This window comes from Pseudomonas fluorescens, from assembly GCF_902497775.2.
GTDB classification, from domain to species: domain Bacteria; phylum Pseudomonadota; class Gammaproteobacteria; order Pseudomonadales; family Pseudomonadaceae; genus Aquipseudomonas; species Aquipseudomonas putida_F.
In genome coordinates, this window is sequence record NZ_OZ024668.1 from 3,306,335 (window position 1) to 3,330,658 (window position 24,324).

At 62.7% G+C, this 24,324-nt stretch carries 21 protein-coding genes; 18 read left to right on the forward strand and 3 right to left on the reverse strand.

Annotation, left to right across the window (positions count from 1 at the left end):
- Positions 1 to 39 precede the first annotated feature (39 nt).
- The 12 genes from nuoC (at position 40) to F8N82_RS15250 (ending at position 16,068) form a co-directional block, all read left to right on the forward strand.
- On the forward strand, positions 40 to 1,821 hold the full coding sequence (gene nuoC / locus F8N82_RS15195; protein WP_038996044.1) for an NADH-quinone oxidoreductase subunit C/D: 1,782 nt from the start codon (positions 40 to 42) through the stop codon (positions 1,819 to 1,821).
- Positions 1,822 to 1,823: 2 nt separating this feature from the next.
- Positions 1,824 to 2,321, forward strand: coding sequence for an NADH-quinone oxidoreductase subunit NuoE (nuoE, locus tag F8N82_RS15200; RefSeq protein ID WP_012313767.1), 498 nt, complete (start codon positions 1,824 to 1,826; stop codon positions 2,319 to 2,321).
- The gene (nuoF, locus tag F8N82_RS15205) at positions 2,318 to 3,691 is read left to right on the forward strand and encodes an NADH-quinone oxidoreductase subunit NuoF (RefSeq protein WP_038996045.1); all 1,374 of its coding nucleotides are present in this window, start codon (positions 2,318 to 2,320) and stop codon (positions 3,689 to 3,691) included. The genes nuoE and nuoF overlap by 4 nt, the downstream gene beginning before the upstream one ends.
- Before the next feature lie 133 nt (positions 3,692 to 3,824).
- Positions 3,825 to 6,539 (forward strand): NADH-quinone oxidoreductase subunit NuoG, encoded by a 2,715-nt coding sequence (nuoG, locus tag F8N82_RS15210; RefSeq protein ID WP_038996047.1) that lies wholly within the window; start codon positions 3,825 to 3,827, stop codon positions 6,537 to 6,539.
- Positions 6,536 to 7,543, forward strand: coding sequence for an NADH-quinone oxidoreductase subunit NuoH (gene nuoH / locus F8N82_RS15215; RefSeq protein ID WP_038996049.1), 1,008 nt, complete (start codon positions 6,536 to 6,538; stop codon positions 7,541 to 7,543). The genes nuoG and nuoH overlap by 4 nt, the downstream gene beginning before the upstream one ends.
- Before the next feature lie 11 nt (positions 7,544 to 7,554).
- Positions 7,555 to 8,103: an NADH-quinone oxidoreductase subunit NuoI gene (gene nuoI, locus F8N82_RS15220; RefSeq protein ID WP_009400993.1), complete on the forward strand. Its 549-nt coding sequence runs from the start codon at positions 7,555 to 7,557 to the stop codon at positions 8,101 to 8,103.
- Positions 8,104 to 8,112: 9 nt separating this feature from the next.
- Positions 8,113 to 8,613, forward strand: coding sequence for an NADH-quinone oxidoreductase subunit J (gene nuoJ / locus F8N82_RS15225; protein WP_038996050.1), 501 nt, complete (start codon positions 8,113 to 8,115; stop codon positions 8,611 to 8,613).
- Between the two features lie 4 nt (positions 8,614 to 8,617).
- On the forward strand, positions 8,618 to 8,926 hold the full coding sequence (gene nuoK / locus F8N82_RS15230; protein ID WP_028944232.1) for an NADH-quinone oxidoreductase subunit NuoK: 309 nt from the start codon (positions 8,618 to 8,620) through the stop codon (positions 8,924 to 8,926).
- On the forward strand, positions 8,923 to 10,776 hold the full coding sequence (gene nuoL / locus F8N82_RS15235) for an NADH-quinone oxidoreductase subunit L (protein ID WP_038996051.1): 1,854 nt from the start codon (positions 8,923 to 8,925) through the stop codon (positions 10,774 to 10,776). The genes nuoK and nuoL overlap by 4 nt, the downstream gene beginning before the upstream one ends.
- 39 nt (positions 10,777 to 10,815) lie before the next feature.
- Positions 10,816 to 12,348: an NADH-quinone oxidoreductase subunit M gene (gene nuoM / locus F8N82_RS15240; RefSeq protein ID WP_038996052.1), complete on the forward strand. Its 1,533-nt coding sequence runs from the start codon at positions 10,816 to 10,818 to the stop codon at positions 12,346 to 12,348.
- 7 nt (positions 12,349 to 12,355) lie between these two features.
- Positions 12,356 to 13,825 (forward strand): NADH-quinone oxidoreductase subunit NuoN, encoded by a 1,470-nt coding sequence (nuoN, locus tag F8N82_RS15245; protein WP_038996053.1) that lies wholly within the window; start codon positions 12,356 to 12,358, stop codon positions 13,823 to 13,825.
- A gap of 188 nt (positions 13,826 to 14,013) precedes the next feature.
- Entirely contained in the window at positions 14,014 to 16,068 is a 2,055-nt protein-coding gene (locus tag F8N82_RS15250; protein ID WP_038996054.1) for a TonB-dependent receptor family protein, read from the forward strand.
- Here F8N82_RS15250 and F8N82_RS15255 read toward each other — a convergent pair.
- Complete coding sequence (locus F8N82_RS15255) at positions 16,065 to 17,129, reverse strand: AI-2E family transporter (RefSeq protein WP_038996055.1); 1,065 nt, start codon at positions 17,127 to 17,129, stop codon at positions 16,065 to 16,067. The two genes, F8N82_RS15250 and F8N82_RS15255, sit on opposite strands and share 4 nt — an antisense overlap.
- 122 nt (positions 17,130 to 17,251) lie before the next feature.
- On the opposite strand from F8N82_RS15255, the gene yegQ reads away from it, so the two are divergent.
- Positions 17,252 to 18,571, forward strand: a complete 1,320-nt coding sequence (gene yegQ, locus F8N82_RS15260) for a tRNA 5-hydroxyuridine modification protein YegQ (RefSeq protein WP_038996056.1) — start codon at positions 17,252 to 17,254, stop codon at positions 18,569 to 18,571.
- 1 nt (position 18,572) lies between these two features.
- Here yegQ and F8N82_RS15265 read toward each other — a convergent pair whose 3' ends face one another.
- Positions 18,573 to 20,861 carry an acylase gene (locus F8N82_RS15265; RefSeq protein ID WP_038999483.1) on the reverse strand — a complete coding sequence of 763 codons (2,289 nt, stop codon included), beginning with the start codon at positions 20,859 to 20,861 and terminating at the stop codon, positions 18,573 to 18,575.
- A 242-nt stretch (positions 20,862 to 21,103) separates the two neighbouring features.
- Here F8N82_RS15265 and F8N82_RS15270 point away from each other — a divergent pair, with 242 nt between their 5' ends.
- Complete coding sequence (locus F8N82_RS15270; RefSeq protein ID WP_038996057.1) at positions 21,104 to 21,490, forward strand: fe2+ zn2+ uptake regulation protein; 387 nt, start codon at positions 21,104 to 21,106, stop codon at positions 21,488 to 21,490.
- Positions 21,491 to 21,527: 37 nt separating this feature from the next.
- Here F8N82_RS15270 and F8N82_RS15275 read toward each other — a convergent pair whose 3' ends face one another.
- Positions 21,528 to 21,716 carry a hypothetical protein gene (locus F8N82_RS15275; protein ID WP_038996058.1) on the reverse strand — a complete coding sequence of 63 codons (189 nt, stop codon included), beginning with the start codon at positions 21,714 to 21,716 and terminating at the stop codon, positions 21,528 to 21,530.
- 158 nt (positions 21,717 to 21,874) lie between these two features.
- Between F8N82_RS15275 and F8N82_RS15280 the strand changes: the two genes are divergently transcribed.
- The 4 genes from F8N82_RS15280 to F8N82_RS15295 all read left to right on the forward strand — a co-directional run bounded on the left by F8N82_RS15280 (position 21,875) and on the right by F8N82_RS15295 (position 24,320).
- On the forward strand, positions 21,875 to 22,336 hold the full coding sequence (locus F8N82_RS15280; RefSeq protein ID WP_038996059.1) for a hypothetical protein: 462 nt from the start codon (positions 21,875 to 21,877) through the stop codon (positions 22,334 to 22,336).
- 299 nt (positions 22,337 to 22,635) lie between these two features.
- The gene (locus F8N82_RS15285) at positions 22,636 to 23,016 is read left to right on the forward strand and encodes a Mor transcription activator family protein (RefSeq protein ID WP_038996060.1); all 381 of its coding nucleotides are present in this window, start codon (positions 22,636 to 22,638) and stop codon (positions 23,014 to 23,016) included.
- Between the two features lie 70 nt (positions 23,017 to 23,086).
- Positions 23,087 to 23,656, forward strand: a complete 570-nt coding sequence (locus F8N82_RS15290) for a DUF2589 domain-containing protein (protein WP_038996061.1) — start codon at positions 23,087 to 23,089, stop codon at positions 23,654 to 23,656.
- Between the two features lie 100 nt (positions 23,657 to 23,756).
- A complete protein-coding gene (locus F8N82_RS15295) occupies positions 23,757 to 24,320 on the forward strand; it encodes a DUF2589 domain-containing protein (RefSeq protein WP_371857278.1) in 564 nt (187 codons plus the stop codon).
- Positions 24,321 to 24,324: the final 4 nt, after the last annotated feature.

Consider the following 24,324-nt stretch of genomic DNA (forward strand, 5'->3'; position numbering starts at 1 on the left):
TGGCTTCATTCTCTACGTTGACCGAAAGCGACCGAGACCATGACAGCGGACACCGCTATTTATATCCCGCCTTACAAGGCTGACGACCAGGATGTGGTCGTCGAACTGAACAACAAATTCGGCCCCGAAGCGTTCGTCGCCCAGGAAACCCGCACCGGCATGCCGGTGCTTTGGGTTACCCGCGAAAAACTCAGGGAAGTGCTGAGTTTCCTGCGCCATGTCGCCAAACCGTACAGCATGCTCTACGACCTGCATGGCGTCGACGAGCGCCTGCGCACCCAGCGCCGCGGCCTGCCGGGCGCCGACTTCAGCGTGTTCTACCACCTGCTGTCGGTGGAGCGGAACAGCGACGTGATGATCAAGGTAGCCTTGAGCGAAGGCGACCTGAACCTGCCCACCGTCACCGGTATCTGGCCCAACGCCAACTGGTACGAGCGTGAAGTCTGGGACATGTTCGGCATCGACTTTGCCGGCCACCCGCACCTGACCCGGATCATGATGCCGCCGACCTGGGAAGGTCACCCGCTGCGCAAGGACTACCCTGCCCGCGCCACCGAATTCGATCCGTACAGCCTGACCCTGGCCAAGCAGCAGCTCGAGGAAGAAGCCGCGCGCTTCAACCCTGAGGCCTGGGGCATGAAGCGTTCCGGCGCCAACGAGGACTACATGTTCCTCAACCTGGGCCCGAACCACCCTTCGGCTCACGGTGCCTTCCGTATCGTCCTGCAGCTGGACGGCGAAGAGATCGTCGACTGCGTCCCGGACATCGGCTACCACCACCGTGGTGCCGAGAAGATGGCCGAGCGTCAGTCCTGGCACAGCTTCATCCCCTACACCGACCGTATCGACTACCTCGGCGGGGTGATGAACAACCTGCCGTACGTACTGGCGGTAGAGAAGCTGGCCGGCATCCAGGTGCCGCAGAAGGTCGACGTGATCCGCATCATGCTCGCCGAGTTCTTCCGCATCACCAGCCACCTGCTGTTCCTGGGTACCTACATCCAGGACGTCGGCGCCATGACCCCGGTGTTCTTCACCTTCACCGACCGTCAGCGTGCCTACACCGTGATCGAAGCAATCACCGGCTTCCGTCTGCACCCGGCCTGGTACCGCATCGGTGGCGTTGCCCACGACCTGCCGCGCGGCTGGGAAAAACTGGTGAAAGACTTCGTCGACTGGCTGCCAAAGCGCCTCGACGAGTACACCAAGGCCGCCCTGCAGAACAGTATCCTCAAGGGCCGGACCATCGGCGTTGCCCAGTACAACACCAAAGAAGCCCTGGAATGGGGCGTCACCGGTGCTGGCCTGCGTTCCACCGGTCTTGACTTCGACCTGCGCAAAGCCCGCCCTTACTCCGGCTACGAGAACTTCGAGTTCGAAGTACCGCTGGCCCACAACGGCGATGCCTACGATCGCTGCATGGTCCGTGTCGAGGAGATGCGCCAGAGTATCCGCATCATCGACCAGTGCCTGCGCAACATGCCGGAAGGCCCGTACAAGGCGGATCACCCGCTGACCACGCCGCCGCCGAAAGAGCGCACCCTGCAGCACATCGAAACCCTGATCACTCACTTCCTGCAGGTTTCGTGGGGCCCGGTCATGCCGGCCAACGAATCCTTCCAGATGATCGAGGCGACCAAGGGCATCAACAGTTACTACCTGACGAGCGACGGCGGCACCATGAGCTACCGCACCCGGATCCGTACCCCGAGCTACCCGCACCTGCAGCAGATCCCTTCGGTGATCCGCGGCAGCATGGTCGCGGACCTCATTGCGTACCTGGGCAGTATCGACTTCGTTATGGCTGACGTGGACCGCTAAGCATGAACAGCACGCTTATCCAAACCGACCGTTTCGCCCTGAGCGAAACCGAGCGCTCGGCCATCGAGCACGAGATGCATCACTACGAGGACCCGCGCGCGGCGTCCATCGAAGCCCTGAAGATCGTCCAGAAGGAACGCGGCTGGGTGCCGGACGGCGCCATCTACGCCATCGGCGAAGTGCTTGGCATTCCGGCCAGCGACGTCGAAGGCGTGGCCACCTTCTATAGCCAGATCTTCCGTCAACCGGTTGGCCGGCACATCATCCGCGTCTGCGACAGCATGGTCTGCTACATCGGCGGCCACGAGTCGGTGGTCAGCCAGATCCAGAGCGAGCTGGGCATTGGCCTGGGCCAGACCACCGCGGACGGGCGCTTCACCCTGCTGCCGGTGTGCTGCCTGGGCAACTGCGACAAGGCCCCGGCGCTGATGATCGACGACGACACCTTTGGCGACGTGCAGCCTGCTGGCGTCTCCAAACTGCTGGAGGGTTACGTATGACCATCACTTCCTTCGGCCCGGCCAACCGCATTGCGCGTTCGGCTGAAACTCATCCGCTGACCTGGCGCCTGCGTGACGACGGCGAGCCGCTGTGGCTCGACGAGTACCAGGCCAAGGACGGCTACGCCGCCGCCCGCAAGGCCCTGGCGCAGATGTCCCAGGACGATATCGTCCAGACCGTGAAAGATTCCGGCCTCAAGGGCCGTGGCGGTGCGGGCTTCCCCACCGGCGTCAAATGGGGCCTGATGCCCAAAGACGAATCCATGAACATCCGCTACCTGCTGTGCAACGCGGACGAAATGGAACCCAACACCTGGAAAGACCGCATGCTGATGGAGCAACAGCCCCATCTGCTGATCGAAGGCATGCTGATCAGCGCCCGCGCGCTGAAGGCCTACCGCGGCTACATCTTCCTGCGTGGCGAATACACCACCGCAGCGCGCAACCTCAACCGTGCGGTCGAGGAAGCCAAGGCTGCAGGCCTGTTGGGCAAGAACATCCTCGGCAGCGGCTTCGACTTCGAGCTGTTCGTCCACACCGGTGCCGGGCGCTACATCTGCGGTGAAGAAACCGCACTGATCAACTCCCTCGAAGGCCGCCGCGCCAACCCGCGTTCCAAGCCGCCCTTCCCTGCCGCCGTTGGCGTATGGGGCAAGCCGACCTGCGTGAACAACGTCGAGACCCTGTGCAACGTGCCGGCCATCGTCGGCAACGGTATCGACTGGTACAAGTCCCTGGCCCGCGAAGGCAGCGAAGACCACGGCACCAAGCTGATGGGCTTCTCCGGCAAGGTCAAGAACCCGGGCCTGTGGGAACTGCCGTTCGGCGTCCCGGCCCGCGAGCTGTTCGAAGACTACGCCGGCGGCATGCGCGATGGCTTCAAGCTCAAGTGCTGGCAGCCAGGCGGCGCCGGTACCGGTTTCCTGCTGCCCGAGCACCTGGACGCGCAAATGTACGCCGGTGGCATCGCCAAGGTCGGCACCCGTATGGGTACCGGCCTGGCCATGGCCGTGGACGACAGCGTCAACATGGTCTCGCTGCTGCGCAACATGGAAGAGTTCTTCGCCCGTGAATCCTGTGGCTTCTGCACCCCGTGCCGCGATGGCCTGCCGTGGAGCGTCAAGCTCCTGCGCGCCCTCGAGAAAGGCCAGGGCCAGCAGGGCGACATCGAGACCCTGCTGGGTCTGGTCGGTTTCCTCGGCCCAGGCAAGACCTTCTGTGCCCACGCACCGGGCGCCGTTGAGCCGCTGGGTAGCGCGATCAAGTACTTCCGCCCTGAGTTCGAGGCTGGCATTGCCAGCCAGGCACCGGCTGCTGCCGCTGCCGGCCTGCGCCCGGACCTGGCGAAACCGATCGTCGTCGGCGCATAACGAATAACAACGCGGGCGGTCCGTGCCGCCCGCTGCCTGCCCAGCTCGCCCGGGGACACCTGTCGCGGGCTGCAGGCACACAGATTTCCATTAGCCACGCCCGCAGACGCGGGCCAACGAAGAACTTTGAACCATGGCCACTATCCACGTAGACGGCAAAGAGCTCGAAGTCAACGGCGCAGACAACCTGTTACAGGCGTGTCTGTCGCTCGGCCTCGACATCCCCTATTTCTGCTGGCACCCGGCGCTCGGTAGCGTCGGTGCCTGCCGCCAGTGTGCGGTCAAGCAGTACACCGACGAAAACGACACCCGTGGTCGCATCGTCATGTCCTGCATGACCCCTGCCACCGATGGCAGCTGGATTTCCATCGAAGACGAAGAAGCCAAGGTATTCCGTGCCAGCGTCGTCGAATGGCTGATGACCAACCACCCGCACGACTGCCCGGTGTGCGAGGAAGGCGGTCACTGCCACCTGCAAGACATGACGGTCATGACCGGCCACAACGAGCGCCGCTACCGTTTCACCAAGCGTACCCACCAGAACCAGGAACTCGGCCCGTTCATCGCCCACGAGATGAACCGCTGCATCGCCTGCTACCGTTGCGTGCGTTACTACAAGGATTACGCCGGCGGTACCGACCTGGGCGTATTCGGTGCCCACGACAACGTCTACTTCGGTCGCGTTGAAGACGGCACCCTCGAGAGCGAGTTCTCCGGCAACCTCACCGAGGTCTGCCCCACCGGTGTGTTCACCGACAAGACCCACTCCGAGCGCTACAACCGCAAATGGGACATGCAGTTTGCCCCGAGCATCTGCCATGGCTGCTCCAGCGGTTGCAACATCAGCCCGGGTGAGCGTTACGGCGAGCTGCGCCGGATCGAAAACCGCTTCAACGGTTCGGTCAACCAGTACTTCCTCTGCGACCGTGGCCGTTTCGGCTATGGCTACGTCAACCGCACCGACCGTCCACGTCAGCCACTGCTGGCCGACGGCACCAAGCTGAGCCTGGATGCCGCCCTGGACAAGGCCGCGGACATGCTGCGCGGGCGCAACATCGTCGGTATCGGTTCGCCGCGCGCCAGCCTCGAAAGCAACTACGGCCTGCGTGAGCTGGTCGGTGCCGAGCACTTCTACTCGGGTATGGAAGCCGCTGAGCTGGCCCGCGTGCGCCTGGCCCTGCAAGTGCTCAACGACAGCCCGCTGCCGGTGCCGACCCTGCGCGACATGGAAGACCATGACGCAGTGTTCGTCCTCGGCGAAGACCTGACCCAGACCGCCGCCCGCGTAGCCCTGGCCCTGCGCCAGTCGGTCAAGGGCAAGGCCGAAGCCATGGCCGATGCCATGCGCGTTCAGCCGTGGCTCGATGCCGCGGTGAAGAACATCGGCCAGCACGCCATGTACCCGCTGTTTATCGCAAGCCTGGCTGAAACCAAGCTCGATGACGTCGCCGAAGAGTGCGTGCACGCAGCGCCGGACGACCTGGCCCGTATCGGTTTCGCCGTGGCTCACGCCATCGACCCGAGCGCGCCTGCCGTCGAAGGCCTGGACGCCGAAGCCCTGGCCCTGGCCAAGCGCATCGCCGACGCCCTGGTTGCCGCCAACCGTCCGCTGGTGGTTGCCGGTACCTCGCTGGCCTCCAACGCCCTGATCGAAGCCGCCGCCAACATCGCCAAGGCCCTGAAACTGCGCGAGAAGAACGGCTCGCTGAGCCTGGTAGTGCCTGAGGCCAACAGCCTCGGCCTGGCCATGCTCGGTGGCGAGTCGATCGATGCCGCGCTGGACGCTGTCATCGCAGGCAAGGCCGACGCCATTGTCGTGCTGGAAAACGACCTGTACAGCCGCGTTGCCGCTGCCAAGGTCGACGCTGCCCTGGCCGCCGCCAAGGTGGTCATCGTTGCCGATCACCAGAAGACCGCCACCACCGACCGCGCCCACCTGGTGCTGCCGGCGGCGACCTTCGCCGAAGGCGACGGTACCCTGGTCAGCCTGGAAGGCCGCGCCCAGCGCTTCTTCCAGGTGTTCGACCCAACCTACCTGGACAGTAGCATCCTGGTCCACGAAGGCTGGCGCTGGATGCACGCCCTGCGTTCCACCCTGCTCAACAAGCCGGTCGACTGGACCCAGCTGGACCACGTCACCAGCGCCTGCGCCGCTGCCGCGCCGCAACTGACCGGTATCGTCAACGCCGCACCGTCCGCTTCGTTCCGCATCAAGGGCATGAAGCTTGCGCGTGAGCCGCTGCGCTACTCCGGCCGTACTGCCATGCGCGCCAACATCAGCGTGCACGAGCCGCGTACCCCGCAAGACAAGGACACCGCGTTCGCCTTCTCCATGGAAGGTTACTCGGGTTCGGCCGAACCGCGCTCGCAAGTGCCGTTCGCCTGGTCGCCGGGCTGGAACTCGCCACAAGCCTGGAACAAGTTCCAGGACGAGGTCGGTGGTCACCTGCGTGCAGGCGACCCGGGCACCCGCCTGATCGAGACCCAAGGCGACAAGCTGAACTGGTTCGCCAGCATTCCGGCAGCCTTCGCTCCGGCTCGCGGCACCTGGCAGGCCGTGCCGTTCTACCACCTGTTCGGCAGCGAAGAGAACTCCTCGCGCGCAGCGCCGGTGCAAGAGCGCATCCCAGAGGCCTACGTGGCCCTGGCCAAGTCCGAAGCCGACCGCCTGGGTGTCAACGACGGCGCCCTGCTCAGCCTGAACGTGGCCGGCGTTGCCCTGCGTCTGCCGCTGCGCATCAATGAAGAACTGGGCGCAGGCCTGGTTGCCCTGCCCAAAGGCCTGGCCGGCATTCCGCCAGCCATCTTCGGTGCATCCGTCGAAGGCCTGCAGGAGGCAGCACAATGACCTGGTTCACCCCTGAAGTGATCGATGTGATCATCACCGTCATCAAGGCCATCGTGGTCTTGCTGGCCGTAGTGGTCTGCGGTGCGCTGCTCAGCTTCGTCGAGCGGCGCCTGCTGGGCTGGTGGCAGGACCGCTACGGTCCGAACCGCGTCGGCCCGTTCGGCATGTTCCAGATCGCAGCCGACATGCTGAAAATGTTCTTCAAGGAAGACTGGAACCCACCCTTCGTCGACAAGGTGATCTTCACCCTGGCGCCGGTGGTAGCGATGAGCGCCTTGCTGATCGCCTTCGCGATCATCCCGATCACCCCGACCTGGGGTGTCGCGGACCTGAACATCGGCCTGCTGTTCTTCTTCGCCATGGCCGGTCTGTCGGTATACGCCGTACTGTTCGCCGGCTGGTCGTCGAACAACAAGTACGCCCTGCTCGGCAGCCTGCGGGCCTCGGCCCAGACCGTGTCGTACGAAGTGTTCATGGGCCTGGCGCTGATGGGCATCGTGGCCCAGGTCGGCTCGTTCAACATGCGCGATATCGTTGACTACCAGGCCCAGAACCTGTGGTTCATCATTCCGCAGTTCTTCGGCTTCTGCACCTTCTTCATCGCTGGCGTCGCCGTGACTCACCGTCACCCGTTCGACCAGCCGGAAGCGGAACAGGAACTGGCCGACGGTTACCACATTGAATATGCCGGCATGAAATGGGGCATGTTCTTCGTCGGTGAGTACATCGGCATCATCCTGATCTCGGCGCTGCTGGTAACCCTGTTCTTCGGTGGCTGGCACGGCCCGTTCGGCATCCTGCCGCAACTGTCGTTCGTCTGGTTCGCCCTGAAGACCGCGTTCTTCATCATGCTGTTCATCCTGCTGCGCGCCTCTATCCCGCGCCCGCGCTATGACCAGGTGATGGACTTCAGCTGGAAGTTCTGCCTGCCGCTGACCCTGATCAATTTGCTGGTGACCGCTGCGCTCGTGTTGCTCAACACGCCAGCTGTTGCGGCCCAGTGAGGATTTGACCCATGTTCAAATATATTGGCGACATCGTTAAGGGCACTGGCACTCAACTGCGCAGCCTTGTGATGGTGTTCTCTCACGGTTTTCGCAAACGTGACACCCTGCAATACCCCGAAGAGCCGGTCTACCTGCCGCCACGCTACCGTGGCCGCATCGTCCTGACCCGCGACCCGGATGGCGAAGAGCGCTGTGTAGCGTGCAACCTGTGTGCCGTGGCGTGCCCGGTCGGTTGCATCTCGCTGCAGAAAGCCGAAACAGAAGACGGTCGTTGGTACCCGGAGTTCTTCCGCATCAACTTCTCCCGTTGCATTTTCTGCGGCCTCTGCGAGGAAGCCTGCCCGACCACCGCGATCCAGCTCACGCCGGATTTCGAAATGGCCGAGTTCAAACGTCAGGACCTGGTGTACGAGAAAGAAGATCTGCTGATCTCCGGCCCCGGCAAGAACCCTGACTACAACTTCTACCGTGTTGCAGGTATGGCTGTTGCCGGCAAGCCGAAAGGCGCCGCGCAGAACGAAGCCGAGCCGATCAACGTGAAGAGCTTGCTCCCTTAAGGAAGAAAGATGGAATTCGCTTTCTATTTCGCATCTGGTGTCGCTGTGGTGTCCACCCTTCGGGTGATCACCAACACCAACCCCGTGCACGCCCTGCTCTACCTGATCATTTCGCTGATCTCCGTGGCGATGACGTTCTTCGCCCTCGGCGCTCCGTTCGCCGGTGTTCTGGAAGTGATCGCCTACGCTGGCGCCATCATGGTGCTGTTCGTCTTCGTGGTGATGATGCTCAACCTCGGGCCGGCTTCGGTCGCCCAGGAACGCGGCTGGCTCAAGCCGGGCATCTGGCTCGGCCCGGTAGTGCTGGGTGCGCTGCTGCTGGTCGAGCTGCTGTACGTGCTGTTCGCCAGCGAAAGCGGCGCCGGCATCGGCCACACCACCGTTGACGCCAAGGCCGTCGGCATCAGCCTGTTCGGCCCTTACCTGCTGGTGGTGGAACTGGCCTCGATGCTGCTGCTCGCTGCAGCGGTGACGGCTTTCCATCTCGGCCGCAACGAGGCGAAGGAGTAATCACATGCCAGCAATTCCACTCGAACATGGCTTGGCCGTCGCCGGCATCCTGTTCTGCCTCGGCCTGGTAGGCCTGATGGTGCGCCGCAACATTCTTTTCGTGCTGATGAGCCTGGAAATCATGATGAACGCCTCGGCACTGGCCTTCATCGTCGCCGGCAGCCGCTGGGCGCAGCCGGATGGACAAATCATGTTCATCCTGGTGATCAGCCTGGCAGCGGCCGAGGCCAGTATTGGCCTGGCGATCCTGTTGCAGCTGTATCGCCGCTTCCACACTCTCGATATCGATGCAGCCAGTGAGATGCGCGGATGAACCTTCTCTTTCTGACGTTCGTATTCCCCCTGATCGGCTTTCTGCTGCTGTCGTTCTCGCGCGGTCGCTGGTCCGAGAACCTGTCGGCGCTGGTTGGCGTCGGTTCGGTGGGCCTCTCGGCCATCGTCGCCGCCTACGTGATCTGGCAGTTCAACGTTGCCCCGCCTGCCGGCGGCGCGTACAGCCAGCTGCTGTGGCAGTGGATGTCGGTAGACGGCTTTGCACCGAACTTCACCCTGTACCTGGACGGCCTGTCGGTGACCATGCTCGGCGTGGTGGTCGGCGTGGGTTTCCTGATCCACCTGTTCGCCTCCTGGTACATGCGCGGTGAAGCCGGTTACTCGCGCTTCTTCGCCTACACCAACCTGTTCATTGCCAGCATGCTGTTCCTGATCCTGGGCGACAACCTGCTGTTCATCTACTTCGGTTGGGAAGGCGTGGGCCTGTGCTCGTACCTGTTGATCGGTTTCTACTACAGCAACCGCAACAACGGTAACGCCGCACTCAAAGCCTTCATCGTCACCCGTATCGGCGACGTGTTCATGGCCATCGGCCTGTTCATCCTGTTCCAGCAACTGGGTACCCTGAACGTTCAGGAACTGCTGGTACTGGCCCCGCAGAAGTTCCAGGCGGGTGATTTCTGGATGGTCCTGGCAACCCTGATGCTGCTCGGTGGCGCGGTCGGTAAATCGGCCCAGCTGCCGCTGCAGACCTGGCTTGCCGACGCGATGGCCGGCCCTACCCCGGTTTCGGCACTGATCCACGCGGCAACCATGGTGACCGCCGGTGTCTACCTGATTGCCCGTACCCACGGCCTGTTCGCCCTGGCACCTGACGTACTGCACCTGGTCGGTGTGGTCGGCGGCGTGACCCTGGTGCTGGCCGGCTTTGCCGCCCTGGTACAGACCGACATCAAGCGTATCCTCGCCTACTCGACCATGAGCCAGATCGGCTACATGTTCCTGGCCCTGGGCGTTGGCGCCTGGGAAGGCGCGATCTTCCACCTGATGACCCACGCCTTCTTCAAGGCCCTGCTGTTCCTTGCCTCCGGTGCGGTGATCGTTGCCTGCCACCACGAGCAGAACATCTTCAAGATGGGCGGCCTGTGGAAGAAACTGCCACTGGCCTACGCCAGCTTCATCGTCGGTGGTGCCGCCCTGGCTGCCCTGCCGCTGCTGACCGCCGGTTTCTACTCCAAGGACGAGATCCTCTGGGAAGCCTTCGCCAGCGGCAACAACGGTTTGCTGTACGCCGGCCTAGTCGGTGCCTTCATGACCTCGCTGTACACCTTCCGCCTGATCTTCATCGCCTTCCACGGCGAAGCCAAGACCGAAGCGCATGCCGGCCACGGGATTTCCCACTGGCTGCCGCTGGGCGTGCTGATCGTGCTGTCGACTTTCGTCGGTGCCTGGATTCATCCACCCCTGGCGGGCGTGCTGCCGCAGAGCGTCGGCCATGCCGGCGGCGAAGCCAAGCACAGCCTGGAAATCGCCTCGGGCGCCATCGCCATCGCCGGCATCCTGCTGGCCGCGATGCTGTTCCTGGGCAAGCGTCGCCTGGTTACCGCGATCGCCAACAGTGGCATCGGTCGTGTGCTGTCGGCCTGGTGGTTCGCCGCCTGGGGCTTCGACTGGATCTACGACAAGCTGTTCGTCAAACCTTACCTGCTGATCAGCCACATCCTGCGCAAGGATCCGGTTGACCGCAGCATTGGCCTGATTCCGCGTATGGCGAAGGGCGGTCATGCCGCCATGAGCAAAACCGAAACCGGTCAGCTGCGCTGGTACACCGCTTCGATCGCCGTAGGTGCCGTGCTTGTTCTCGGTGCCGTTGTTATGGCTGCGGTCTGATATGAACCTTGCGACTTTGCGAAAGGAATTGAGCCCGTCATGATTTTGCCTTGGCTGATCCTGATCCCCTTCATCGGCGGCCTGCTGTGCTGGCTGGGTGAGCGCTTCGGCGCCACCCTGCCGCGCTGGATTGCGCTGCTGACCATGTCCCTGCTGCTTGGTATCGGCCTCTGGCTGTGGGCCAACGGGGACTACACCCTGGCCCCTGCACCGGGCGCTGCGCCTGAGTGGGCGTTCGAATTCAAAGTGCTGTGGATCGAGCGCTTCGGCATCAGCCTGCACCTGGCCCTCGATGGCCTGTCGCTGCTGATGATCCTGCTCACCGGCCTGCTCGGTGTGCTCTCGGTACTGTGCTCGTGGAAAGAGATCACTCGCCACGTCGGCTTCTTCCACCTCAACCTGATGTGGATCCTCGGCGGCGTGGTCGGTGTGTTCCTGGCCCTGGACCTGTTCCTGTTCTTCTTCTTCTGGGAAATGATGCTGGTGCCGATGTATTTCCTCATCGCGCTCTGGGGTCACAGTTCCTCGGATGGCAAGAAGACCCGGATCTACGCTGCGACCAAGTTCTTCATCTTCACCCAGGCCAGCGGCCTGATCATGCTGGTGGCGATCCTTGGTCTGGTACTGGTCAACTACAGCAACACCGGTGTAATCACCTTCGACTACACCCAGTTGCTCAAGGCCGACCTGCCGGCGGGTACCGAATACGTGCTGATGCTCGGCTTCTTCATCGCCTTCGCGGTCAAGCTGCCAGTGGTACCTTTCCACTCCTGGCTGCCTGACGCTCACGCCCAGGCACCGACCGCAGGTTCCGTGGACCTTGCCGGTATCTTGCTGAAGACTGCGGCCTACGGCCTGCTGCGTTTCGCCCTACCGCTGTTCCCGAATGCCTCGGCCGAGTTTGCACCGATCGCCATGACCCTGGGTCTGATCGGGATTTTCTACGGCGCTTTCCTGGCCTTCGCCCAAACCGACATCAAGCGTCTGGTCGCCTTCTCCAGCGTTTCGCACATGGGCTTCGTGCTGATCGGTATCTACTCCGGCAGCCAGCAAGCACTGCAAGGCGCGGTGATCCAGATGCTGGCTCACGGCCTGTCGGCTGCGGCACTCTTTATCCTCGCCGGCCAGCTGTACGAACGCCTGCACACCCGTGACATGCGTCAGATGGGCGGCCTGTGGCACCGCATCGCCTACCTGCCGGCCATCAGCCTGTTCTTCGCCGCCGCATCCCTGGGCCTGCCAGGTACCGGTAACTTCGTTGGCGAGTTCCTGATCCTGATCGGCAGCTTCGTCGCTTCGCCATGGGTCACCGTGATCGCGACCTCGGGCCTGGTATTCGGTTCGGTGTACTCGCTGATCATGATTCACCGCGCCTACTTCGGCCCGGCGAAATCCGATGAAGTCCTGGCTGGCATGGACACCCGCGAAATGATCATGGTGCTGGGCCTGGCTGGCCTGCTGATCCTGCTGGGCATCTACCCGCAGCCGTTCCTGGACACTTCTGCCGCCACCATGAGCGGTGTGCAGCAGTGGATCGGTACCGCTTTCACTCAACTCGCTTCGGCCCGGTAAGAGCGCTATGGACCTTACGATTCAACACTTTATCGCGCTTGCGCCGCTGCTGATCACCACCATCACCACGGTCGTGGTGATGCTGGCGATCGCCTGGCGGCGCAACCACTCGCAAACCTTCCTGCTGTCGACCGTGGGCCTGAACCTGGCCCTGCTGTCGATCATCCCGGCGCTGAAGGTTGCGCCCCTGGCAGTCACCCCGCTGCTGACCATCGACAACTTCGCCTGCCTGTACATGGCGCTGATCCTGGTTGCCACCCTGGCGTGCGTCACCCTCGCCCACGCGTATCTGGGTGAGGGCGGCAAAGGCTACCCGGGCAACCGCGAAGAACTGTACCTGCTGATCCTCATGTCCGCCCTGGGCGGTCTGGTACTGGTCAGCGCGCAGCATCTGGCAGGCCTGTTCATTGGCCTGGAGCTGCTCTCGGTACCGGTCTACGGCCTGGTCGCCTACGCCTTCTTCAACAAGCGTTCGCTGGAAGCCGGCATCAAGTACATGGTGCTCTCGGCCGCCGGTTCCGCCTTCCTGCTGTTCGGCATGGCGCTGCTGTATGCCGACGCTGGCAGCCTGAGCTTCGATGGCATCGGCAAAGCCCTGGCAACCACCAGCATGCCGAGCATGATCGCCCAACTGGGCCTGGGCATGATGCTGGTTGGCCTGGCGTTCAAACTGTCGCTGGTACCGTTCCACCTGTGGACCCCGGACGTCTACGAAGGTGCTCCGGCACCGGTTGCCGCCTTCCTGGCCACCGCCAGCAAGGTTGCCGTGTTCGCCGTCGTCGTACGCCTGTTCATGCTCTCCCCTGCTGCCAGCAGCGGCGTGCTGACCACCGTGCTGTCGGTGATCGCCGTGGCCTCGATCCTGATCGGTAACCTGTTGGCGCTGACCCAGAGCAACCTCAAGCGTCTGCTCGGTTACTCCTCGATCGCCCACTTCGGTTACCTGCTGATCGCCCTGGTGGCGAGCAAGGGCCTGGCCGTTGAAGCCATCGGTGTGTACCTGGTCACCTACGTGATCACCAGCCTCGGTGCCTTCGGCGTCATCACCCTGATGTCCTCGCCGTACAACGGCCGTGACGCCGACGCCCTGTACGAGTATCGCGGCCTGTTCTGGCGCCGTCCGTACCTGACCGCGGTACTGACCGTGATGATGCTGTCGCTGGCCGGCATCCCGCTGACCGCAGGCTTCATCGGCAAGTTCTACATCATCGCTACCGGCGTCGAGTCGCAGCTGTGGTGGCTGGTCGGTGCCCTGGTGATCGGTAGTGCCATCGGCGTGTTCTACTACCTGCGCGTGATGGTCACCCTGTACCTGATCGAGCCAAAACTGCGTCGCCACGACGCCCCGCTGAACTGGGAACAGCGCACCGGTGGCGTCATGCTGCTGGCCATCGCCATCCTCGCCTTCGTGCTGGGTGTGTACCCGCAGCCGTTGCTGGACATGGTCCAGCATGCAGGCCTGCAACTGATCGGTTGATCGATCGTGCTGTAACAAACACCCCGCCTCGGCGGGGTGTTTTGTTTTCAGGCCGAAATCCTCATCGCGGGGCAAGCCCGCTCCCACTGGATGGGCTGCCCCGCGATGATGCCACTGCATATCGATGACTGTGCTTCGTCTGATAGTTGCGACGTCAGATACCCGCTCTCAGCCCCGGAACCCCCTCGATGCGCCCCACCCTACCCCGCTCCTCCCTCGCCTTGCTGATCTCCTGTGCCGCATCGGTCCAGGCCAGTGAAGGCATCGAACTCGGCCAGATACTGATCCAGGAGCAGGAACAGAGCGAGCTGCAAGAGGCTCGCGATCGCCTGCAGCAGGTGCCCGGCGCCAGCAACCTGATCGACATGCAACGGGTGGAGCAAGGCAGGGTCGCCAGCAACCAGGATGTACTCGCCTACCAACCCGGAGTGTTCGCCCAGTCGGCCGGAAACGACGGCATCAAGCTGTCGATCCGCGGTTCGGGCATCAACCGCGCACCCGGCGCCCATGGCTCGGGCGTGTACACGATGTTCGACGGCCTGCCACTCACGGGCCCCGGCGGCACCCCCTATGAACTGTTCGAACCGCTGTGGTTGAGCCGCGCCGAAGTGCTGCGCGGCGCCAACGGGTTTGATAGGGGCTCTTTGGCCCTGGGTGGCGCCATCGACTACGTCACCCATACCGGCCGCGACGCCGCACCGCTGCAACTGCGCTACGAGATCGGTAGCCGTGGCTACGCCAAGCGTCAGATCAGCTCCGGCCAGGTCCTGGGTGACCTGGATTACTACCTAGCGCTGACCGATTCCGAGTACGACGGCTACCAGGATCACAGCAGCGGCAGCAGCAAGGGTATCGCCGCCAACGTCGGCTACCGTTTCAACCCGAACCTGGAAACCCGCTTCTACCTGCGCTACCGCGAAACCGAGAACGACCTGGCCGGACGCCTGACCCAGGAGCAGATCAAGCATGACCCGCGTGCGGCCAACCCGGCTTACCTGAGCCGCGACGACAGCCGTCCGCAGCCGGGCAGTACCTGGCTGGGCAACAAAACCACCTTCTATCTCGATGACGATTCGCAGCTCGAAGCGGGCCTGGTCTATCACGACTACCCGATGGATCTGCGTGAAGGCCCGATGCGTCTGAAGGTCGCCTACACCGACGTCAGCGGTACCCTGAATTATCAGCGCCGCCACACGGTGTTCGGCCACGAGAGCAGAACCACCGTCGGCTGGCGCACCACCAAACACCTGCCCAACAGCGGCGCTTCGCAATACTCACGGGTAAATGGCGTGTTCGGCGCGAAAACCCGGGATTTCACCTACCAGGGCTCGGACACTGTCCTGCATGCGGGTAACGAACTGGAGCTGATCCCCGACCTGTGGCTGACCAGCGGCCTGGCGATGATCTACACCCGCCGCGAGAGCGCGGTGACCTATCCCGACAACGGCGGCAAGGTCAGCCAGAGTGACTGGGACTACGCCCCGCGTCTGGGCCTGCGCTACGACATCAGCCCGCAGTTGCAGGTCTATGGCAACCTGAGTCGCTCGGTGGAGCCGCCCCACCCGTGGTCGCTGATCTGGAGCTCGACCAGCACTACCCAGCCAATCGAAATGCAAAACCAGACCGCCACCACCCTGGAGCTGGGCGCCCGTGGCGATTCGGCAATGGGTCGCTGGGACCTGGCCTGGTACTACTCACACGTGCGCCATGAGCTGCTGGCGGTGGAGATCGTGCCAGGCCAGCCCGCCAAGGAGTTCAACGCCAGCCCGACCGTGCACCAGGGCATCGAGGCGGGGCTGGACAGCCTGCTCTGGGAGCGTAACGGTGCCGGCAAGCTGAGCTTGCGCCAGGCCTACACCTTCAGCGATTTCCATTACCGCGACGACGACACCTTCGGTGACAACCGCCTGCCCGGCATCCCCATGCACTACTATCAGGCCGAACTGCGCTTCGACCTGCCCAGCGGCCTGTATGCAGGGATCAACACGCAGATGGCGTCCAAGGTTCAGGTCGACTACGCCAACAGCTACCCAACCGACGCCTACGCCATCCTCGGCGCCACCCTGGGCTACAACTCGCCGAAACAGGACTGGCAGACCTGGCTCGACCTGCGCAACCTGACCAACAAGCGCTACGCCGCCACCGTCACTCCGGGCTACAACGACAACGGCGCGGATATCGCCCGCTCGACCCCGGGCGAAGGCTTCGGGGTCTACGCCGGGGTGTCGTACAGTTTCCGTTAACTGGGCAACTGCACCTGGGGCTTGGTGGAAACGAAGATCGCCCAGCTGGACATGAACAGCGCGGCGATCAGCGGGCCGATGACAAAACCGTTGAGGCCGAATACCGCAAGCCCGCCCAGGGTGGAGACCAGGATCAGGTAATCGGGCATCTTGGTGTCCTTGCCTACCAGGATCGGGCGCAATACGTTGTCCACCAGGCCAATGACGAACACGCCGAAGGCGGCCAGCACCGCGCCTTGCCAGAAGGCGCCGGTGGCGACGAAGTACACCGCCACCGGCGCCCAGACGATTCCTGCGCCGACGGCCGGCAGCAGCGACAAAAAGGCCATCAGCACGCCCCAGACCAGGGCACTGGGGATGTCGAGGATCCAGAAGATGATCCCGCCCAGGGCACCCTGGGTCACCGCCACCAGCAGGTTGCCTTTGACCGTGGCGCGCACCACGCGGTTGAACTTCAGTTGCAGGCGGCGCTTTTGCTGCTCGGCCAACGGCACCGCCGTGCGAATCTTGCGTACCAGCTCGGCGCCGTCACGCAGGAAGAAGTACAGCAGGTAGAGCATGATGCCGAAGCTCACCAGAAAATCGAAAGTGCCCTGGCCGAAGCTGAAGGCCTGGGTGGCGAAAAACTGACTACCCTGCATCGCGCCCTTGGCGATCTTGTCGCGCAGGCCGGCCAAATCGCCCATGCCCATGCGCTCAAGAAAGTTCTGCACGAAGGCCGGGAGGATGTTCTTGAAGCGTTCGATGTAACCGGCCAGGTCTAGCTCACCGCTCTCGATACTCTTGTACAGTGCAGCGCCCTCCTGCACCAGCAGGGTACTGATGATGATCACTGGCAAAATCGCGATCACCAGGCAGATAAGCAGGGTCAGCCCGGCAGCCAGGTTGCGCCGCCAGCCCAGGCGCGCCAGCAGGCGGCGTTGCAGCGGGGCGAAGACGATGCCGAGGATGACCGCCCAGAACACTGCGCCATAGAACGGCAGGAGAATCCAGATAAAGGCGATGGTCACCAGCACCAGCAGTGCCAGCAACGCCTTGTGTTGCATGACCGTTTCGTTCATGTGCGCTCCTTGTGCGTTCTATTCATTAGTGCGCCGGGCAGTGGTAAAAGTGCCGTTGATACAGATCAATAAAACCCCGCCGCAACCGGCGTAGCATCCGCGCCTTTTGCCGCGACCCGATCATGACCCTTCTCGCCAAACCCGAACTCCTCGCCCCCGCCGGCTCGCTGAAGAACATGCGCTACGCCTTCGCCTACGGCGCCGATGCCGTGTATGCCGGGCAGCCGCGCTACAGCTTGCGCGTGCGCAACAATGAATTCGACCACGCCAACCTCGCCCTGGGTATCAAGGAAGCCCAGGCCCAGGGCAAGCGTTTCTACGTGGTGGTCAACATCGCCCCGCACAACGCCAAGCTCAAGACCTTCCTCAAGGACCTGGCTCCGGTGATCGACATGGCCCCGGATGCGCTGATCATGTCCGACCCCGGCCTGATCATGCTGGTGCGCCAGCACTTCCCGCTGATGCCGATTCACCTCTCGGTGCAGGCCAATACGGTGAACTGGGCCAGCGTCGAGTTCTGGCGCAGCCAGGGCCTGACCCGGGTGATCCTGTCGCGCGAGCTGTCGCTGGAAGAAATCGAGGAGATTCGCCAGCAGGTGCCGCAGATGGAGCTGGAAGTGTTCGTACACGGCGCCCTGTGCATGGCCTACTCCGGCCGCTGCCTGCTGTCGGGCTACCTCAACCGCCGCGATGCCAACCAGGGCAGTTGCACCAACGCCTGCCGCTGGCAGTACAAGGCCACTGCGGCCCACGAGAATGTCACCGGGGAAATCGTCCGCGAGGTGGAACCGACCCTCGGGCTCGGCGCGCCGACCGAGCAGGTGTTCGTCCTGCAAGAAAGCAACCGCCCCGAAGAAGACATGCCGGCCTTCGAAGACGAGCACGGCACTTACATCATGAACGCCAAGGACCTGCGGGCGGTGCAGCATGTCGAGCGACTGACGCACATGGGCGTGCATTCGCTGAAGATCGAGGGCCGGACCAAGTCGCACTTCTATTGCGCGCGTACTGCCCAGGTGTATCGCCAGGCCATCGACGATGCGGTGGCTGGCCGCGAGTTCGACCGCAACCTGATGCTCAACCTCGAATCACTGGCCCAGCGCGGTTACACCGAGGGCTTCTTGCGCCGCCATGTGCATGATGAGTACCAGAATTACCAGCGTGGCAACTCGGTGTCCGAGCGCCAGCAGTTCGTTGGCGAACTGAGCGGCGAGCGGGTCAATGGCCTGGCCGAAGTACGGGTGAAGAACCGTTTTGCCGTGGGTGATCATCTGGAATTGATGACGCCCAAAGGTAACTACCACTTCGACCTGCACCAATTGCGTGATCGCCAGGGCGGCGCGATCGAAGTGGCGCCGGGGGATGGCCATACGGTGTATCTGCCAATCCCCGAGCAGGTCGATCTGGCTTTCGGCTTGCTGCTCAGGGATTTGATTCATTGAATCAAAGGGCGGACTTGGCCACCGTCGCGCCCTCAACCTCACGAATCACCTGCAGGCGATACTGCGGATCAGCCTTGATCTGCGCCTCGGTGAACGGAATCACCTGCCACTGCTTGGCCGAGAACGCCCGGGTCTGATCGCTGGCGTGGGCCGAGCCCGTTTCACTGGACTCGGAGAACGCCAGCATCCCCTGGGCATGCGGCCCCTGGTCATCGAAGGTCACCAGTTGCAGGTAGCTGGTCCCGCTGACCACCAGGCGCTTGTCAGCAGCCACCGGTACGCTCTGGATCGCGTTGTACACGCCAAGGCTCGCCGGCCCGCCGTGAATCGGCGTGCCATCGGCAGCCTGCTGGATCTGCCCCCAGCGCACGTCCTCGGCAAATCCGGCCTTGCTCACTTGCGCGACTGAAGCCAGGGCGGCCTCACGCAAGGCGTTGGCCACTTCGGCCTGATCAACGGCCAGGCCCCGCGGTGTGTGTTGCGGGTCGGCGGCGTCGAAGCCGACCCGCCAGATGTCGTTGCGCCCCTGCAACGCCTGCATGATGTTCTGAAAGTGCACCAGGCCAAGGCCGCTGTCTAGGTTGGCGCGTTGATCCCAGGTCTTGAGGCTGGCGCATAGCGCATTGAGCTGGGCATCGGCCGATTGCCCGGCGCACCACTTGAGCAGGTCGGGCATGACCAGTTCGGCGACATACACCTGGTTGTCCATGACCATCTGCTGCAGGTCCGCCTGGCTGATCCTGCCCTTCTCGCTCAGGCTCGCCAGGCGCTGCAGGGCAAAGCGGCTGCGCGGGCCCAACGGTTGCCCCTCGCGGCTGATCAACGGCGAATAGCCCTGCAACGGCTTGGCCGGGTTGACCATCCAGGCCGAGTCATTGGAGTGCTGGACAAAGTCGCTACGGCTCAGGCTCGGCTGCAGTTGCGCGGGGAAGATACCGGCCTGCGCGGCGCGCGGGTCGACCTTCCAGTTGCAGGCGCTACGCGAGCCGTCGAGCACGATCATTTCCTGGCCGGCGGCCGGGTCACTGCAGGCGGCCAGCATGGCGGCATCGACATACGGCACCACCGACTGGTTCAGGTACAGCGCCTGGCCCTTGGCATCCACCGCCAGGGTGTTGACCCAGGGGATACCCTGCAGGCGTTGCACCGAGGCCTGCAGGTTTTTCAGGCTGTCGGCGCGGTTCACCGCATCCCACTGCGCAAGCACCCGGGTATTGTCGAGGTTGGCGTCACGCAGACTGAAGGCGTATTGCTTGCTCCAGTCAAGGCGCCCCGGCCACTGCACAATCGGGCCGAACACCGAACTGTAGATGTCGCGGGTTACGGGCTTGAGTCGGCCATCCTCGCCCTTGACCGTCACGCTCAGGCGCTGGTGGGCCATCGCCAGCGACTTGCCGTCGAGCAGGTAGCGAGTCGGGTCCTTGGGGTCCAGCTCCAGCCGGTACAGGGTGAAATGCTTGGAGGTGTCGACGGTGTGGGTCCAGGCCAGGTGCTGGTTGAAACCGATGTTCACCAGCGGTAGCCCCGGCAGGGCCGCGCCCATGACATCGAGCTTGCCAGGCAAGGTCAGCTGCATCTGATAAAAGCGCATGCCGCCCGCCCAGGGAAAATGCGGATTGGCCAGGAGCATGCCGCGGCCATTGAACGAGCGCTCGGCACCGATGGCCAGCGCATTGCTGCCGCGCTCGACGGCAAATTGCGCCTGGCGCGCCAGGGCAACGCTGAGGTCGGGGCGCAGGTGGGCGACGACATTCGGCGGTGTGGCCCCGGCCAGAGCTTCGGCGAACTGGCCGCCCCCCCCTTCGACCAGCAAACGCCGGGTCAGCTTGACCAGATCGAGGGTGGTGATCGGCCGCAGCCATTCGGCCTGCAGGCATTGTGCGCCTTGCCCCTGGGCTTTGAGTTCGGCCAGCGCACGATTGTAGCCCTTGGCGTAGCCTTCGAGCCGTGCGCGCATGGCCGCCGGTTGCGCCTGCCAGAAACCGAACACGGCGGTTGGGGTGTTCAGCCAACTGAAAAACAGGTCGCTAGGCAGGTTCTCGCGCTGTTCGAAAGTACGCTGGGTGGGGCCGAAATAACGCGAACGCTCGCCATTGACGGTAACCACTTCGTTGGCGAGCAAGCACAGGTTGTCTTGCGCATAGGCATAGCCAATGCCATATCCCAGGCCCTGCTCGTCCTTGGCCAGGATATGCGGCACACCAAAACTGCTGCGGCGGATTTCGGCAGTGGCATCGCCTGCGGCCACACGCGCCTGGGCGGGAAGGCTCAGGCCGACAAGCCCAGCCATAAAAAGGGTCGCAAACGGATAGGGCTTGATCACGCGCACTCCAGCTCAATCAGGGGAAGGTCATCCTGATTGAACGAAATTCGACGTAAAAATTTACGGGTTTGGTTCGTTCAATACGTCATTAGAAGGTGAGTCTGCAGATTTTTTTTGTCAGGTGCTGCAGTTTTGCCGCGCTCATTCGTCTTATAGGTATAGGCAAACACTTTTGCTTATCTGGATAGACCTTGAAATGGAGCATTCACATGTACAACCAGCAACATTCAGCGGCGATAGCTAGCCCTGGGCGCACGAAAAGACAGCCTGTGACTGAAAATACCGAAGCCGGCGAACATGAACGCCCGGGCAATGAACACATCCGCGAATTGCTCAAGGCCTTCGGTCTGCGCACCAGCCTGATTCGCCTGAAGGTCATTGATGCCTTGCACATGGCCGACCGTCATGGTCGCAGCATTGGTGTACGCGGGGTGCACAGCCAGCTCGAACAACTGGACATCCCGCTGTCGTTTCTCAGTGTTCGCGAAGTGCTCAAGCGCTTGTGCGCCGAAGGCGTGATCAACCTGGGCAGCGATAAATGCTACAGCCTCAATCCCCAGGCCCGGGAAGTGCTTGAGCAGTCCATCTCGCGCTGAGCGACCGGCCGGCAATCAGCCGGCCGCGCTTACCGCCTCAAGGCTTGACCTTGCGCCGCATGATGCCGTTGACCACCACCACAACCACTGCCACACCGATGGCGATGTACTGGAACACTTGCTCGCTGATGGTGCCCTGCTTTTGCAGGTAGGACAGTCCGAGCATGATCCCCAGCACCAGCAGGGAGATCAGGATGGAGTATTTCAGGCGTTGACCTTGAGTCATTGGGTAGTTCCTTGCGACATCGGCAAAAAGCCCCGAAGCGGGCCGTGCGCATAATACAACGTCACCCGCCAACAGCGGACTATTTCCCGCTTCTGCCGGCGCTGCTGCATTGCCAACATGGCTTCCCGGGCTAGTGCCCAGTCAAGCGGAACACAGCCATGCTCACTCGAACCCTGCTGGCCAGCCTGTTGTTGCTTGGCCCCCTCAATGCCCATGCCTTTGCCACCGAATCCCAGCCGCGGACAGTGCTACTGGAACTGGGTGCGCAACTGGCACACAGCGCAGGGAGCAGCCAATGGCAACAGCTCTGGCAACGCACCCGGCAAGCCGGGTACCTGCAAAGTAGTGCGCAAGCCCTGCATTTCGATGTGCCTCAGACGCAGATCCCAGCGCTGGTCGCCAGTACCCTGGCCAGCGCCGATGAAGTGCTGGCGCTCAAGCAAACGCAAGTACGCTATCGCCGGGATTTTCACCCAAGGATCATAGGCAAGGCTGGCGCCCACGAGATGACCGCCCTGTGCCTGTGGGTCGACTGGCGCAGCCTCCCCGAACATGGCATCAGCCGGCCAACCAGCTATCTGGCCCAGGTCAGCCTGTTACTGGCGCGCCCGTGCGAGTGAGCATGGGTTGCTCAACCAGGACAGGGCAATATTGCCATGCCAACCGGCTATCAAGGCGTAGCGCCCGCAATCCAATTCCTTTCTCACCCAAAAGCATTACCAGTCCTACAGATAGCGTACAAAAAGGCCACCCCTCCTGCCCCACTTGCTGCCTAGCCCGCCTTCCACCCGTTAGCCGAGAATCGAGCTCAAGCCACGACAGCCAGATGCGATTTGTCGCGTTGACGCTGCCTGCAATGGCCCCAGCTGCCTGGCACGGATCATCAAAGTGCCGAACTCTCGCCTACAAGGAAGTCACCATGGAACTGAGCGACCTGAACCGTATCGACATCGAACAACTGCCCCATTCGCTGCAGATGCTCATCGAATGCCTGGGCATCGAGAATGCCTACAACCTGACCAGTGCTTATGGCGGACGCCCCAAATACATCCCCAAACACCGTGAACGCACCGCACTGGCAGAAATCCTTCCTGCTCCGGCGCTGGATGCACTGATCAAGCGCTTTGCCGGCATGGCCCTGGAGATCCCCAAGGTTGACCATTTCGTGCGCCAATTGCGCAACCAGCAGATTCAACAGGAAAGCGCCGACGGCCTGTCACGCAGCATGCTCGCCAACAAGTACGGATTGAGCCTGCGCCAGATCGGCAACATTCGCCGCCAGGAAGCGTGTGCGCGCTGAGCACGGCAAACAATTGCCCTGATCCCCAAAACCGCACAAACGCTGTGCAACCACGATAAGGAAATCACCCATGGCAACAATCGACAACGATCTGATCGGTTCGGTCATGAACGCCCTGCCTCTGGACCGGATGATTGCCGGACCGCTGCAGGCAATGGTCCAGGCACAGGTAGCGGCAAGCCAGTCCTACGCCGACTTTCTCATGGGCGTCTGTGTACAGAATGGCAAAGCCGTCGCCATCGAGTTCGCCTACGACGAAACCGTCACCGACGAGCAGGGGGCGGCCAAGGGAACCGTCTCCAAGTCCATGCGGATCCCGCTGATGGCGGCAATCGCCCACCCCAACATCGTTATCGAGGAAGGTAACGTCGAGTTCGAAGTGACCATCAGCCAACAAGCTGAATCCAGTCGCGAAACCGCCGGCGAATTGAGTACCGCTGCCTCCTTCGGCTTCGGCAAGTTCAAGATGGAGCTCAAAGGCCAGGTCAGCCACAAGTCGACACAAACCCGCAAGACCGATACCCGTGCGCGCTATGCCTTTAACACCAAAGTACGCCGCCAGGAGCCGCCGGAGGCACTGATGCGGGTCATTGACGCCCTTACCGAAGCTGCCAGTAAACCGGTCATCAGTTCCAGCTGACAGCCACCGACCCAGCGCAGGGTCCCTGCGGGTAACCCTGCGTCACTGCCCCTCGCGCTGGCAGGGGCTTGAGTTGAAGATTACCAGGAGTGCATACCGCTTGGACCCTCGCCCGCCAAACAACGCGCCCATCATCGCCAGCGACCTGTGCGATATCACTCGCGGTCTGCAGGAAGCCGCCGCTGCCACCAACAACCTGATTGCCCAGCAGTACATCAAGCTGTTCGACCAGTTTTTCGACTATGACGCCGAGGCGCTGGGCACGCCAATGAAAGCCAAGATGGTCGAAGTGGCGATGGATGACCAGCACACCATGCAGATCCCGCTGATCGCGCTGGTTTCACCACGGGGGCTGGCCCTTGAGCGTATGCAGGTCGACCTGTCGGTGCGGATTCAGAACACTGAAACCACCGAAGCCAACGAGAACCTGCAACGCGAGCGCTTCTATGTGACGGTCGGCGGCCAGAGCAAACGCAATGGCGATGCCGCACGCGACCCCGATGAAGTGCAGATCCGCATGCAGTTCCAGGCCTGTGAACCACCGGAAGCGCTGAACCGGCTGATCGAGGAGTACACCAACCTGATCAGTCCACGGCCCCTGCCCGCCATGCCCCAGCCCACGGACGACAGCAACGAGTTCATCGAAGCGGCGACCGTACGCTGACAGC